Below are 12,707 nucleotides of genomic sequence, written 5' to 3' on the forward strand. Positions count from 1 at the left end.
GCCAATTCCCGCTCGCGCAGCCGCCTCAGGAGGCGTCCTTCGCTTCGCGTGCGAGGTTCGCAAGCCACGCCTCGTCGGCGCGACTCAACAACTTCTCGCGGCGCGCCCGGACGATCAGATCCGGCCGCTTCCGCAACGTATTCCTCAATGCTTCCTGACGCCGCCACTTCTCGATCTCGGCATGATGCCCGCCGAGCAGCACGTCCGGCACGCGCACGCCGTCGTATTCCTCGGGGCGCGTGTAGTGCGGACAATCGAGCAGGCCATCAGCGAAGCTGTCCTGCACGGCCGACAGCGAATCGTTCAGCACGCCGGGCAGCAACCGCACGACCGCATCCATCATTGCCATCGCCGGCAATTCTCCGCCGGACAGGACGAAATCGCCGAGGCTGATTTCCTCGTCGACGCAACGATCGAGCAGGCGCTGGTCGATCGCTTCATAGCGGCCGCACAGCACGACGACACCAGGCTCCTGCGCCATCCGCACCGCACGATCGTGCGTGAGCGGTGCGCCCTGCGGCGACATCATCACGACACGCGTGCTCGCGATGCCCTGCTCCGCCTGCGCCGCTTTCGCGGCATCGATCGCGGCTTCGAGCGGCCTGGCCAGCATCACCATGCCCGGACCGCCACCGTACGGACGATCGTCGACCGTGCGGTAGTTGTCCGTCGTGAAATCACGCGGGTTCCAGGTGCGCAGCCCGAAGCGCCCTTGCTTGACGGCCCGGCTGGTGATCCCCCAGTCGGTCAGTGCACGGAACATCTCGGGAAAGAGCGTGACGACGTCGAACTGCACCGCGCTCTCGGTAACCTGGTTCATTTCAGTAATCGGCTTCCCAGTCGACGACGATACGACGCGCCGCCTGATCCACCGTTTTGACGTATGCGCCGACGAACGGAATCAACCGCTCGTCGGTGGTCGGCTGACCGTCTTTGCCGGTCGCCGGATACTCGACACGCATGATCGAATGCACGCCATTGTCGATCATCCCGCTCACCTTCCCGAGTGCCACCGATTGCTCGTTGACGACGTCGAGACCGATCAGGTCGACCCAATAGAATTCGTCCGCGGCCAATGCCGGGAAATCTTCCCGGCGCACGAACACGCGAAAGCCGCGCATCGCGTACGCGGCATCGCGGTCGCTGACGCCCGCGGGTTGCGCAACGACGGTGTCGCTGTGCGCCTTCGACTGCACGATGCGGACGGAAAGCCGCTCCGCTCCGCGTTCCAGCCACCAGTGGCGCGCCTTGAGCAGCGCATCGCCACCGCGGCCGGCGTCGGCATGCGTCGCCACCTTGACCCAACCCTTCAGGCCATAGGCGTCGACCACCGCCCCGACCTCGACGGCATCGTCGGGCCAGGCTTGCGCCACTTCGAGACTGCCTTGCTGCTCGGCAGCCTGACCGGCGTTCGCGACAGCGTCGCGCTCGACCGGCTTGCGGACGAATGCGCCAAACGACGCACGCCCGCGCCTTGCATTACCGGAATCGTGACCCGCCATCAATGCACCTCACAGCCGGCACGACCGGCACACCGTGCCATGTTAGGCAGCCGGTTGCGCCTTTTGCGCTTCCTTCACGAGACGCTGGACGGTCGGCGACAGTTGCGCGCCAACACCTTGCCAGTACGTCAGGCGATCCTGAGCGATACGCAGCGATTCGCCCTTCGTAGCGACCGGGTTGTAGAAGCCGACGCGCTCGATGAAGCGGCCGTCACGACGGTTGCGCGAATCGGTAGCAACGATGTTGTAGAACGGGCGCTTCTTCGAGCCGCCACGAGCCAGACGGATGATAACCATATGATGTCCTTCGGGAAAACCGGGTTCGAAACTACTGAAACACGCGATTATAGCCGGAAACCAGAGGTACAACAAACACTTACGCGTAAAAAATCGGGAGGCAGCCTGTCCGCCGGGCATACAATCGTCGTGTCCGCGACGTTCCACACCGTCATGCCGCCCCTTCGCGCCGCCTCGATGCGCCGCGCGCAGCACCGTTTCGCGGCGCTGCTTGCCGGCCTTGCCTGCCTCGCGTCCGCACTGGCGTTTGCCGCGCCGTTGCCGGTGGGCGAACTCGTCGTGCCACCCGGCTTCCACGTCGAAGTGCTGGTCGACGCGGTACCGACCGCGCGTGAAATGGCGTGGTCGCCGCGCGGCATCCTGTATGTCGGCACCCGGGAAGGCCGCGTTCACGCATTCGTCATGCACGAGGGCCGGATCAGTGCGCGCTACGTGGTAGCGTCCGGGCTCGACATGCCCGTCGGCGTCGCCTACCGTGGCGGCGCACTCTATATATCCGCCGTCTCACGCATTCTGCGTCTGGATCGTATCGACGACCGGCTGGCCACGCCGCCCGCACCTGCCGTCGTCACCGACGCGTTGCCGACCGAACACCATCACGGCTGGAAATTCATCGCGTTCGGCCCCGACGGCAAGCTGTATGTGCCGACCGGCGCACCGTGCAACGTCTGTCTCGCCGATCGCAACCGCTACGCGATCATCGCACGCATGAAGGCGGACGGCAGCGGGAACGAGGTCGTTGCCCGCGGCGTACGCAATACGGTCGGCTTCGCGTGGCACCCCGATTCTGGCGAGCTTTGGTTTACCGACAACGGGCGCGACATGATGGGCGACGACGTGCCCGACGACAAGCTGAACCGCGCACCGCGCGCCGGCCTCGACTTCGGCTTCCCGTACTGCCATGGCGGCGACACGCCCGACCCCGAATTCGGCAGCGCCGACGTATGCCGCCGCTATGTACCGCCCGTATTGAAACTCGGTGCGCACGTCGCGGCACTCGGCATGCGGTTCTATACAGGGTCGATGTTTCCGGCGTCGTATCGCAATAACGTCTTCATCGCCGAACACGGCTCGTGGAATCGCAGCACGAAGGTCGGCTACCGCGTGATGCGCGTCGTCGTCTCGGCGGATGGCAGCCAGGCGCGCCAGACCCCGTTCGTCACGGGCTGGCTGCGACCCGACGGCACGGTATGGGGGCGCCCCGCCGACGTACTGCCGCTACCGGACGGCTCGCTGCTCGTCAGCGACGACTACGCGGGCGCGATCTACCGCGTGACCTATGCGGCACCTTGACGCAGGACAGGGGTGACCGGGCCCGACCGGGCATCGTAGAATGCGTGCTGGGCCGCGCGCCCGCGCCGGCCCGCCGGCCGCCCATGCCAACGACAATACGCCGCCATCCATGTCCAGCAGCACCGCTCCGTCCCGCCGCTTTCGCTCCAAGACGCTCACCGCCGCCCTCGCGTTCCTGTTCGGATCGCTCGGCGCGCACCGCTTTTATCTGTATGGCTTTCGCGACGTGTTCGGCTGGGCGCATCTGCTCGCGACGATCGTCGGCATTCCGGGCTTCCTCCTGCTCGCCGCAACCCAGCGCAGCGCCGGCCTCGGTTGGTGGCTTGCCGTTCCCGGCGCGATCTCGCTGCTGGCGGCGCTCCTTGCCGCGCTCGTCTACGGGCTGCGCCCCGACGAAAAATGGGACGCGCAATTCAACGCGGAGACAGGCAAGCACAGCAAGTCGGGCTGGACCGTGATCTTCGTGGTGATCTTCTCGCTGCTGATCGGTGCCTTCCTGCTGATGACCGCACTCGCGCTGTCGTTCCAGACGTACTTCGAGTCGCAGGTCGAGGCGGCCAAGCAGATTTCACAGTAAGCGTAACGGCCGCTACGCACCGGCGCCCTGTGCCGGTTTGGCACACCGGTCAGAACAGGTTCAATTGCGAGTCGTCACGCGACTGCGTCGACCGCGCTGCGGCTGAACGAACAGCAACGCGCGGCGCCGCGGTGGCCGGCGCACCGCGAAACTGCGACAGATCGAGAATCCCGTTCGTGCGCTCGTTCAACCCGAGCCGCTTGACGGCCTGGCGAAAACGCTGCCGCAGCAGGTCGGCCCAGATCCCCTCGCCTTTCATCCGTTTCGAGAAATCGGAGTCGTAGTCCTTCCCGCCGCGCATGTCGCGCACGCGGTTCATCACGCGCTCCGCGCGATCGGGAAAATGCGCGGCAAGCCAGTTCTTGAACAGCGGCGCGACTTCCCACGGCAGCCTCAGGATGATGTAGCTCGCATGCGTCGCGCCGGCTTCCGCGCACGCCTCGAGCACACGCTCCATGTCGGGCTCTGTGACGAACGGGATCATCGGCGCAATGCTCACGCCGACCGGCACGCCCGCCTCGCTCAGCGCACGAATCGTACGCAACCGGCGCGCCGGTGTTGCCGCGCGCGGCTCGAGCGTGCGCGCGAGATCGGCATCGAGTGTCGTGATCGTGACCGCCGCCATCACCTGCCCGCGTTCGGCCATCGGTGCGAGCAGGTCGAGATCGCGCTCGATCAGCGACGACTTCGTGATCGCGGCGAACGGCAATCCGCGATCGTGCATCACCTGGATCACGCTGCGCGTGATGCGCAGGTCGCGCTCGACCGGCTGGTAGGCGTCGGTGTTGACACCAAGCGCGATCGGCTCCGGCACGTAGCGCTTGCGTGAAATCTCGCGCTCGAGCAGTTCGGCCGCATTGACCTTCGCATAGATGCGGCTTTCGAAATCGAGCCCCGGCGACAGGCCGAGATAACTGTGCGTCGGCCGCGCGAAGCAATAGATGCAACCGTGCTCGCAGCCGCGATACGGATTGAGCGATACGCTGAATGGAATGTCGGGCGACTGGTTGCGCGTCAGGATGCTCTTCGCACGCTCCTCGAAGACCTGCGTGCGCAGCGGCGCGGAGAAATCGGTATCGTCCGACTCGTGTGTCCAGCCGTCGTCGACCGCTTCGCGCTGCGCGATCTCGTATCGCCCTTGCAGGTTGTCGACCGCACCGCGCCCCTTGCGGGGCACGGGCGGCGCTATCGGAAATTCGTTGTCGGATCGATCGTCCATGTGCCCACCCATTCGCCTGCACCCAATACTGTACATTTATACAGTATTGGGTGCAGCATGCCAAGGGCGGGATAAAGGGCCTGACGGGCCGCCTCAGGCGCGTCAGTCACCCACCGCGATCGTCAGCGTCTCCTTGATTTCTTCCATCACGACATAGCTCTTCGACTGCACGGCGCCGGGCAACTGCAGCAGGATGTCGCCGAGCAGCTTCCGGTAGTCGGCCATCTCGCCGATCCGCGCCTTGATCAGATAGTCGAAATCACCGGATACGAGATGGCACTCGAGCACCTCGTCGATCTTCATCACTTCGCGGCGGAACTGCTCGAACATGTTGCCGCCCTTGTGGCCGAGCGTGATCTCGACGAACACCAGCAGCGCGGCATCCAGCTGGTGGGGGTCGACTCGTGCGTGATAACCGGTGATCACGCCATCGCGCTCCATGCGCCGCACACGCTCGATACACGGCGTGACGGTCAGTCCAACCTGTTCCGCAAGGTCTTTCATCGCCATCCGGCCGTCGTCCTGGAGCAGTTTCAGGATGCGTCGGTCGAGCTTGTCGAGCGAGCGTACGGGCTGACGTTGCGTTCTCATTTGTTTATGCTGAAAACCTGAAAAATACGATAACAAAACCTACACATTCGACAATACCATAGCGCAAAAAACTAGATCAGCTAGAGGTTACACGGAGACGCAGGTGCGCCCGGCCTCGATCTGGTCCCTTCCATCTGGAGCAGCTATGCGAGTCGTCATTCTGGGCAGCGGTGTGGTGGGCGTGGCAAGCGCGTATTACCTCGCGCGCGCCGGCCATGAAGTCACGGTGATCGACCGGGAAGCCGGCCCGGCGCTCGAGACGAGCTTCGCGAACGCAGGCCAGATCTCCCCCGGCTATGCCGCGCCGTGGGCCGCACCCGGCGTGCCGCTGAAGGCCGTCAAGTGGATGTTCGAAAAGCATGCGCCGCTCGCGATCCGCCTCGACGGCACGCGTTTCCAGCTCCAGTGGATGTATCAGATGCTGCGCAACTGCACGGCCGAGCGCTACGCGGTCAACAAGGGCCGCATGGTTCGCCTCGCCGAATACAGCCGCGACTGCCTGCAGGCATTGCGCGCCGATACCGGCATCCAGTACGAAGGCCGCACGGGCGGCACGCTGCAACTGTTCCGCACGCAGCAGCAACTCGACGGCGCGGCGAAGGACATCGCCGTCCTGCAGGAAGCGAACGTGCCGTTCGAACTGCTTTCCCCGGCCGACCTGAAGAAAGCCGAGCCGGCACTTGCCGCCGTCTCGCACAAGCTGACGGGCGGCCTGCGCCTGCCGGGCGACGAAACGGGCGACTGCCAGCTGTTCACGACGCGCCTCGCGGCGCTCGCCGAATCGCTTGGCGTGAAGTTCCGCTACAACACGTCGATCGATGCACTCGCGATCGCGGGCGGCAAGATCGCCGGCGTGCAGTGCGGCAGCGAGACGGTGCGCGCGGATGCGTACGTCGTCGCGCTCGGCTCGTACTCGACGAGCTTCATCTCGAACCTGATGAAGATCCCCGTCTATCCGCTGAAGGGCTATTCGATCACCGCGCCGATCGTCAACGAAGCGGCCGCGCCCGTGTCGACCGTGCTCGACGAGACCTACAAGATCGCGATCACGCGTTTCGACCAGCGCATCCGCGTCGGCGGCATGGCGGAAATCGTCGGCTTCGACAAGAAGCTGCGTGCCGCACGCCGTGAAACGCTCGAAATGTGCGTGAATGACCTGTTCCCGGGCGGCGGCGACACGTCGAAGGCAACGTTCTGGACGGGCCTGCGCCCGATGACGCCGGACGGCACGCCGATCGTCGGCCGCACGCCGGTGTCGAACCTGTTCCTGAACACCGGCCACGGCACGCTCGGCTGGACGATGTCGTGCGGCTCGGGCCAGCTGCTCGCGGACCTGATCTCGGGCAAGATGCCCGCGATCCAGGCCGACGACCTGTCGGTGCATCGTTATCTGAAGGACGTGGCCGGCCAGACGCGCCCGGCATACGCATAAGCCGACACGCCCGCGGCCGTGCGAACGGCCGGCATCAAAAAGAACGGCGCCCTTTCGGGGCGCCGTTTTCATTTCATCGAATCGCGTTGTCATGCCGGTCAGCGGCGTGATGGCTCACGAGGTGTCTCCCTATTACCCCGCCGTCGCCGGCGAAAAAAAGGGCGCTCGTCGCGCCCCTCTTCTCGTGTGCTTACCGCTGAAGCGTCACACTGCTTTAGCTGAGCTCGGCTACGAGCTCCGGCACGAGCGCGAACAGATCGCCGACGAGGCCGTAATCGGCCACGCTGAAGATCGGCGCTTCCGGATCCTTGTTGATCGCAACGATCACCTTCGAATCCTTCATGCCGGCCAGATGCTGAATTGCACCCGAGATACCGACCGCGATGTACAGCTGCGGTGCGACGATCTTGCCGGTCTGGCCGACCTGGTAGTCGTTCGGCACGTAGCCAGCGTCGACTGCCGCGCGCGAAGCGCCCAGTGCTGCCGACAGCTTGTCCGCCAGCGGCTCCAGCACCTTCGTGTAGTTTTCGCCGCTGCCCAGACCGCGGCCGCCCGACACGATGATGCTCGCCGACGTCAGTTCCGGACGGTCCAGCTTCGTCACTTCACGGCTCACGAACTGCGACTTGCCGGCATCGGCTGCCGCTTCGATCTTCTCGACCGACCCGCTGCCGCCTTCCGCTGCCACCGGATCGAAACCCGTCGCACGTACCGTGATGACCTTGATCGGATCGCTCGACTGCACCGTCGCGATCGCGTTGCCCGCGTAGATCGGGCGCTCGAACGTGTCGGCCGAATCGACCGCCGTGATGTCCGAGATCTGCGCGACGTCCAGCTTCGCGGCGATGCGCGGCGCGATGTTCTTGCCGTAGGCCGTCGCCGGCGCGAGGATGTGCGAGTAGTCCTTCGCGATGTTCAGCGCGGTCGCCTCGACGTTTTCCGCGAGACCCGCTTCGAGTTGCGGCGCGTCGGCCAGGAGGACCTTCGACACACCTGCGATCTTCGCTGCTGCGTCCGCAGCCGCTTGCGCGTTGTGGCCCGCGACCAGCACGTGAATGTCACCGCCAATCTTCGCTGCCGCCGCCACCGTGTTCAACGTCGCGGCCTTGATCGACGCGTTGTCGTGTTCTGCAATCACCAGAATCGTCATTTCTTTCCGCTCCCTCTTACAGCACCTTGGCTTCGGTCTTCAGCTTCTCGACCAGCGTCTTCACGTCCGGCACCTTCACGCCGGCTGCGCGCTTCGGCGGCTCGACCACCTTCAGCGTCTTCAGACGCGGCGTAACGTCGACGCCCAGGTCTTCCGGCTTCACGGTTTCGAGCGGCTTCTTCTTCGCCTTCATGATGTTCGGCAGCGTCACGTAGCGCGGCTCGTTCAGGCGCAGGTCGGTCGTGATGACGGCCGGCAGCGACAGCGACAGCGTTTCCGCGCCACCATCGACTTCGCGTGCGACCGTTGCTTTACCGTCGGCCACCGTGACCTTCGAGGCGAACGTCGCTTGCGGCAGGCCTGCCAGCGCGGCCAGCATCTGGCCCGTCTGGTTCGAATCGTCGTCGATTGCCTGCTTGCCGAGGATCACCAGTTGCGGCTGCTCCTTGTCGACCAGCGCCTTCAGGATCTTTGCGACGCCCAGCGGCTCGACGCCGTCGTTCGATTCGACGAGGATCGCGCGATCCGCGCCGATCGCCAGCGCCGTACGCAGCGTTTCCTGCGCCTGTGCGACACCGACCGACACGGCGATCACTTCGGTCGCCACGCCCGCTTCCTTCAGGCGCACGGCTTCTTCAACCGCGATTTCGTCGAACGGGTTCATCGACATCTTCACGTTCGCGATGTCGACACCCGTGTTGTCCGACTTCACGCGGACCTTCACGTTGTAATCGACCACTCTTTTCACTGGCACCAGGATTTTCATGCACACGCTCCAAAGTTACGAATACGACCAGAGGCCATTCTATAGCGAGGCCTCATGACTGCGCGGCCAAGCGGACCCAACCTTCGTGGTTGTCGAGGATACCGCTTCTTGGCGACGCGCCAATGATATCGAACGGTCGTTCTATTTTAAAAGAGAAAAAACCCGGACGCAAAGCCCGGGTTTTCGATCATCGACTCTAATCTCGCCGGGCGCCGCGTGCTTCACCTGTTACCAGGCGGCAATGACCGCGCCGCCGAACTTGCCTTCGATGAACTGCTTCACCTCGGCCGAATGATAGGCCGCGACCAGTTTCGCGACCCACGGCTTGTTCCGGTCCGCCTCGCGGATCGCGAGGATGTTCGCGTACGGGCCGTTCGGGCCCTCGATCGCGATCGCGTCCTGTTTCGGTTTCAACCCCGCTTCCATCGCGTAGTTGGTATTGATCGCAGCCGCGTCGACGTCACCGAGCGAGCGCGGAATCTGCGCCGCATCGAGTTCGACGATCTTCAGCTTGCGCGGATTGTCGACGATATCGAGCGGCGTCGCCTTCAGCCCCGTGTCCGCGCGCAGCTTCAGCAGGCCCTGCTTCTGCAGCAACAGCAGCGCACGGCCGCCATTGGTCGGATCGTTCGGGACCGCGATACGCGCGCCCGGCTTCAGTTCGGCCAGCGACTTCACGCGCTTCGAATAGATGCCCATCGGGAACGTGACGGTATCCGCGACCTTGACCAGCTTGTAGCCGCGATCCTTCACCTGCGCCTGCAGATACGGATCGTGCTGGTAGCTGTTCGCATCGAGGTCGCCCGACGCCAGCGCGGCGTTCGGCTGCACGTAATCGGAGAATTCGACGATGCGGATGTCGAGGCCGCTCTTCGCCGCGACCTTCTTCACCACTTCCATGATCTGCGCGTGCGGCCCGCCCGTCACGCCCACCTTGATGGTTTCGGCCTGCGCGTGTGCGCCCGCAAACAGCGCGGCCGCGCCCAGTGCCGCCGCGAATTTCAGCATGAAGCGTCGTTGCATCGAGTGTCCCCTGACGGATCAATCTTGTTTTACTTGTGGCTCAGCCGGCGGACGAGCCAGTCGCCGAACGACTGCACGATCTGCACGAACACGATCAGGATCGCGACCACCGTCCACATCACTTCGGGCAGATAGCGCTGGTAGCCGTAGCGGATCCCGAGATCGCCGAGGCCGCCACCGCCGATCGCGCCCGCCATCGCCGAATAGCCGACCAGCGACACGAACGTGATCGTCAGGCCCGCGACGACGCCCGGCAGCGATTCGGGCAGCAGCACCTTGAAGACGATCTGCGACGTGGTCGCGCCCATCGATTGCGCAGCCTCGATCAGCCCGCGGTCGACTTCGCGCAACGCCGTCTCGACGAGACGCGCGATGAACGGCGCGGCCGCGAGCGTCAACGGCACGACCGCCGCGGCCGTGCCGATCGACGAACCCGTGACGAGCCGCGTAAACGGAATCACCGCGACCAGCAGGATGATGAACGGCGTCGAGCGGACGGCATTCACGATGCCGCCGAGCACGCGATTCACCGCGAGGTTCTGCAGCACGCCCTGGCGGTCGGTCAGGTAGAGCAGCACGCCGAGCGGCAGGCCGACGAGCGCGCCGACCACCCCGGAGATGCCGACCATGATCAGCGTCTCCCAGAACGACTGCACGAACATATCGAACATCTCACTCAACATACGAAAGCTCCTCTACCACCACACCTTGCTCGCGCAGGAACGCGAGCGCCTGCCCGACCTTGCCCGGCTCGCCGCCCGCGAGCACCGCGAGCGAACCGAATGCCTGCCCCTGGATCTCGTCGATCTGGCCGTGCAGGATGTTGAAATCGAGTTCGTACCGGCGAATCGTCTCCGACAGGATCGGCTGGTCGACACCCGAGCCCGTGAACGCGAGCCGCAGCAAATGCCCGCTGCCCGTCTTCAGCCGCTCGGCCACGCGCGCCTTCAACGCGGGCGGCAACTCCTGCGCGATCACGTCGCCGATCAGCGCGCGCGTCACTTCGTGATGCGGCTGCAGGAACACGTCGATCACGCGGCCTTCCTCGACCACGCGCCCCGCATCGAGCACCGCGACGCGATCGCACACCTGCTTGATTACTTCCATCTGGTGCGTGATCAGCACGATCGTCAGGCCGAGTTCGCGGTTGATGCGCTTGAGCAGGTCGAGAATCGAACGCGTGGTCTCGGGATCGAGCGCGGACGTCGCTTCGTCCGACAGCAGCACCTTCGGCTGGCTCGCGAGCGCGCGGGCGATGCCGACGCGCTGCTTCTGCCCGCCGCTGATCTGCGACGGATAGCGATCCTTCTGCGCAGACAACCCGACAAGGTCGAGCAGCGGCAGCACGGCGGCCTCGATCTCGGCACGGCTGGCGCCGGCCAGTTCGAGCGGCAGCGCGACGTTGTCGAACACCGTGCGCGACGACAGCAGGTTGAAGTGCTGGAAGATCATGCCGATCTCGCGGCGCGCCTCGCGCAGCGCGCCAGCCGGCAGCAGCGTGAGATCGCGCCCGCCGACGACGACATTGCCTTCGGTCGGCCGCGTGAGCAGGTTGATGGTGCGCACGAGCGTGCTCTTGCCGGCGCCGCTTCGGCCGATGATGCCGAACACCTCACCCTGCGGAATCGTCAGGTTGATATTGCGCAGCGCCTCGACCCAGCCACCCGGCCCGGGAAATCGCTGCGAAAGATTGCGTAATTCGATCATGTAAACAAAACGGCGGCCCGGCTGGCGAGTTGGCCCGCCAGTCGGCCGCCGATGCATCTGGAATAGCCGTCGATTTTACCGCAAACCCCTCATTCCCCTTAATAATCGATTTCGATCTTTTCATAACCACACGAAATTAGAGGAGCCCCGCTGGCGCGCCGCGACGGTGCCGCGACTATGATCCGGAACACATATGCCAACCGACAGGGGACACGCCAGATGACCGCCACCACGACGCCGGCCGCCACGCCCGCCACCGCCGGACCGGCGCCTTCGTCGCCGCCCGCGCCGACCATGGGCCGGCTGCGTACCGCGGACGGGCTCGAACTGGCGTCGTACCGGTGGTCCGCCGGCGATGGCTCCACGCCGCCGCGCGCGACGATCGCGCTCGTTCACGGTCTTGCCGAACACGCGGGCCGCTATGCTGCGCTCGCCGGCCGGCTGAATGCGGCCGGCATCGACGTGCTCGCGATCGACCTGCGCGGGCACGGCCAGTCTCCCGGCAAGCGCGCGTGGGTCGAGCGCTTCGACGGCTACCTGAACGATGCGGATGCGCTTGTCGCCGAAGCCGCGCGCGGCCATTCGCCGCTGTTCCTGATGGGGCACAGCATGGGTGGCGCGGTCGCGGCGCTGTACGCGATCGAACGCGCGCCGACGCGCGGCCCCCTGCTGACGGGCCTCGTGCTGTCGAGCCCGGCGCTCGCGCCGGGGCGCGACGTGCCGCGCTGGATGCTCGCGGTGAGCCGCGTCATCAGCCGCGTCTGGCCGACCTTCCCTGCCATCAGGATCGATGCGGCACTGCTGTCGCGCGATCCGGCCATCGTCGCGGCCAATCGTGCCGATCCGCTCGTGCATCACGGCGCGGTGCCCGCGCGCACCGGCGCGGAGATTCTCGACGCGATGGCGCGCATCGAAAGCGGCCGCGGTGAGCTACGCGTTCCGGTGCTCGTCTATCACGGAACCGAGGACAAGCTGACCGAGCCCGACGGCAGCCGGGTGTTCGGCGCGCGCGTCGGCTCGCCCGATCGCACGCTGACGCTCTACGAAGGTGGCTATCACGAAACGATGAACGATCTCGAACGCGATCGCGTGATCGACGCGCTGATCGCGTGGATTCACGCGCGCGTGCCGGCGCGCTGAGCGCGCCCGG

14 protein-coding genes are annotated in these 12,707 nt (G+C 65.3%); 4 read left to right on the forward strand and 10 right to left on the reverse strand.

The genetic code is table 11. The features are described 5' to 3' along the window. Positions 1-25 precede the first annotated feature (25 nt). The 3 genes from trmD to rpsP are packed head-to-tail and all read right to left on the reverse strand — an operon-like array spanning position 26 to position 1,799. Positions 26-820 (reverse strand): tRNA (guanosine(37)-N1)-methyltransferase TrmD, encoded by a 795-nt coding sequence (gene trmD / locus CFB34_RS19060; RefSeq protein ID WP_006476548.1) that lies wholly within the window; start codon positions 818-820, stop codon positions 26-28. Between the two features lies 1 nt (position 821). After that, positions 822-1,502: a ribosome maturation factor RimM gene (gene rimM, locus CFB34_RS19065; RefSeq protein WP_089439512.1), complete on the reverse strand. Its 681-nt coding sequence runs from the start codon at positions 1,500-1,502 to the stop codon at positions 822-824. Between the two features lie 42 nt (positions 1,503-1,544). Further along, positions 1,545-1,799 (reverse strand): 30S ribosomal protein S16, encoded by a 255-nt coding sequence (gene rpsP / locus CFB34_RS19070; RefSeq protein ID WP_006476550.1) that lies wholly within the window; start codon positions 1,797-1,799, stop codon positions 1,545-1,547. 153 nt (positions 1,800-1,952) lie between these two features. On the opposite strand from rpsP, the gene CFB34_RS19075 reads away from it, so the two are divergent. Both CFB34_RS19075 and CFB34_RS19080 read left to right on the forward strand, forming a co-directional pair. Next, entirely contained in the window at positions 1,953-3,092 is a 1,140-nt protein-coding gene (locus tag CFB34_RS19075; protein ID WP_089440366.1) for a sorbosone dehydrogenase family protein, read from the forward strand. A gap of 109 nt (positions 3,093-3,201) precedes the next feature. Further along, positions 3,202-3,669, forward strand: a complete 468-nt coding sequence (locus CFB34_RS19080; protein ID WP_089439511.1) for a TM2 domain-containing protein — start codon at positions 3,202-3,204, stop codon at positions 3,667-3,669. A 49-nt stretch (positions 3,670-3,718) separates the two neighbouring features. Here the strand turns inward: CFB34_RS19080 and CFB34_RS19085 are convergent, their stop codons facing one another. Both CFB34_RS19085 and CFB34_RS19090 read right to left on the reverse strand, forming a co-directional pair. Beyond that, complete coding sequence (locus tag CFB34_RS19085; protein ID WP_089439510.1) at positions 3,719-4,900, reverse strand: PA0069 family radical SAM protein; 1,182 nt, start codon at positions 4,898-4,900, stop codon at positions 3,719-3,721. Between the two features lie 90 nt (positions 4,901-4,990). Continuing rightward, on the reverse strand, positions 4,991-5,479 hold the full coding sequence (locus CFB34_RS19090; RefSeq protein WP_011351353.1) for an Lrp/AsnC ligand binding domain-containing protein: 489 nt from the start codon (positions 5,477-5,479) through the stop codon (positions 4,991-4,993). A gap of 145 nt (positions 5,480-5,624) precedes the next feature. Between CFB34_RS19090 and CFB34_RS19095 the strand changes: the two genes are divergently transcribed. Further along, positions 5,625-6,911 carry a D-amino acid dehydrogenase gene (locus CFB34_RS19095; protein ID WP_089439509.1) on the forward strand — a complete coding sequence of 429 codons (1,287 nt, stop codon included), beginning with the start codon at positions 5,625-5,627 and terminating at the stop codon, positions 6,909-6,911. 214 nt (positions 6,912-7,125) lie between these two features. Here the strand turns inward: CFB34_RS19095 and CFB34_RS19100 are convergent, their stop codons facing one another. The 5 genes from CFB34_RS19100 to CFB34_RS19120 all read right to left on the reverse strand — a co-directional run bounded on the left by CFB34_RS19100 (position 7,126) and on the right by CFB34_RS19120 (position 11,557). Continuing rightward, complete coding sequence (locus tag CFB34_RS19100; protein ID WP_089439508.1) at positions 7,126-8,061, reverse strand: electron transfer flavoprotein subunit alpha/FixB family protein; 936 nt, start codon at positions 8,059-8,061, stop codon at positions 7,126-7,128. Between the two features lie 16 nt (positions 8,062-8,077). Further along, complete coding sequence (locus tag CFB34_RS19105) at positions 8,078-8,827, reverse strand: electron transfer flavoprotein subunit beta/FixA family protein (protein WP_089439507.1); 750 nt, start codon at positions 8,825-8,827, stop codon at positions 8,078-8,080. Between the two features lie 228 nt (positions 8,828-9,055). Continuing rightward, complete coding sequence (locus tag CFB34_RS19110) at positions 9,056-9,850, reverse strand: MetQ/NlpA family ABC transporter substrate-binding protein (RefSeq protein WP_089439506.1); 795 nt, start codon at positions 9,848-9,850, stop codon at positions 9,056-9,058. A gap of 29 nt (positions 9,851-9,879) precedes the next feature. Continuing rightward, positions 9,880-10,533: a methionine ABC transporter permease gene (locus tag CFB34_RS19115; protein ID WP_011351347.1), complete on the reverse strand. Its 654-nt coding sequence runs from the start codon at positions 10,531-10,533 to the stop codon at positions 9,880-9,882. Then, on the reverse strand, positions 10,523-11,557 hold the full coding sequence (locus CFB34_RS19120; RefSeq protein WP_089439505.1) for a methionine ABC transporter ATP-binding protein: 1,035 nt from the start codon (positions 11,555-11,557) through the stop codon (positions 10,523-10,525). The genes CFB34_RS19115 and CFB34_RS19120 overlap by 11 nt, the downstream gene beginning before the upstream one ends. Before the next feature lie 219 nt (positions 11,558-11,776). Between CFB34_RS19120 and CFB34_RS19125 the strand changes: the two genes are divergently transcribed. Next, positions 11,777-12,697, forward strand: a complete 921-nt coding sequence (locus CFB34_RS19125) for an alpha/beta hydrolase (RefSeq protein ID WP_089439504.1) — start codon at positions 11,777-11,779, stop codon at positions 12,695-12,697. The last annotated feature ends 10 nt before the right edge of the window (positions 12,698-12,707 follow it).

It is taken from the genome of Burkholderia sp. HI4860 (genome assembly GCF_002223045.2).
Classification (GTDB): domain Bacteria; phylum Pseudomonadota; class Gammaproteobacteria; order Burkholderiales; family Burkholderiaceae; genus Burkholderia.

What these genes read in the sequence shown, in the direction of transcription:
- trmD (WP_006476548.1), bottom strand. Translation starts at nt 820, where the DNA reads ATGAACCAGGTTACCGAGAGCGCGGTGCAGTTCGACGTCGTCACGCTC.
- rimM (WP_089439512.1), bottom strand. Translation starts at nt 1,502, where the DNA reads ATGGCGGGTCACGATTCCGGTAATGCAAGGCGCGGGCGTGCGTCGTTT.
- rpsP (WP_006476550.1), bottom strand. Translation starts at nt 1,799, where the DNA reads ATGGTTATCATCCGTCTGGCTCGTGGCGGCTCGAAGAAGCGCCCGTTC.
- CFB34_RS19075 (WP_089440366.1), top strand. Translation starts at nt 1,953, where the DNA reads ATGCCGCCCCTTCGCGCCGCCTCGATGCGCCGCGCGCAGCACCGTTTC.
- CFB34_RS19080 (WP_089439511.1), top strand. Translation starts at nt 3,202, where the DNA reads ATGTCCAGCAGCACCGCTCCGTCCCGCCGCTTTCGCTCCAAGACGCTC.
- CFB34_RS19085 (WP_089439510.1), bottom strand. Translation starts at nt 4,900, where the DNA reads ATGGGTGGGCACATGGACGATCGATCCGACAACGAATTTCCGATAGCG.
- CFB34_RS19090 (WP_011351353.1), bottom strand. Translation starts at nt 5,479, where the DNA reads ATGAGAACGCAACGTCAGCCCGTACGCTCGCTCGACAAGCTCGACCGA.
- CFB34_RS19095 (WP_089439509.1), top strand. Translation starts at nt 5,625, where the DNA reads ATGCGAGTCGTCATTCTGGGCAGCGGTGTGGTGGGCGTGGCAAGCGCG.
- CFB34_RS19100 (WP_089439508.1), bottom strand. Translation starts at nt 8,061, where the DNA reads ATGACGATTCTGGTGATTGCAGAACACGACAACGCGTCGATCAAGGCC.
- CFB34_RS19105 (WP_089439507.1), bottom strand. Translation starts at nt 8,827, where the DNA reads ATGAAAATCCTGGTGCCAGTGAAAAGAGTGGTCGATTACAACGTGAAG.
- CFB34_RS19110 (WP_089439506.1), bottom strand. Translation starts at nt 9,850, where the DNA reads ATGCAACGACGCTTCATGCTGAAATTCGCGGCGGCACTGGGCGCGGCC.
- CFB34_RS19115 (WP_011351347.1), bottom strand. Translation starts at nt 10,533, where the DNA reads ATGTTGAGTGAGATGTTCGATATGTTCGTGCAGTCGTTCTGGGAGACG.
- CFB34_RS19120 (WP_089439505.1), bottom strand. Translation starts at nt 11,557, where the DNA reads ATGATCGAATTACGCAATCTTTCGCAGCGATTTCCCGGGCCGGGTGGC.
- CFB34_RS19125 (WP_089439504.1), top strand. Translation starts at nt 11,777, where the DNA reads ATGACCGCCACCACGACGCCGGCCGCCACGCCCGCCACCGCCGGACCG.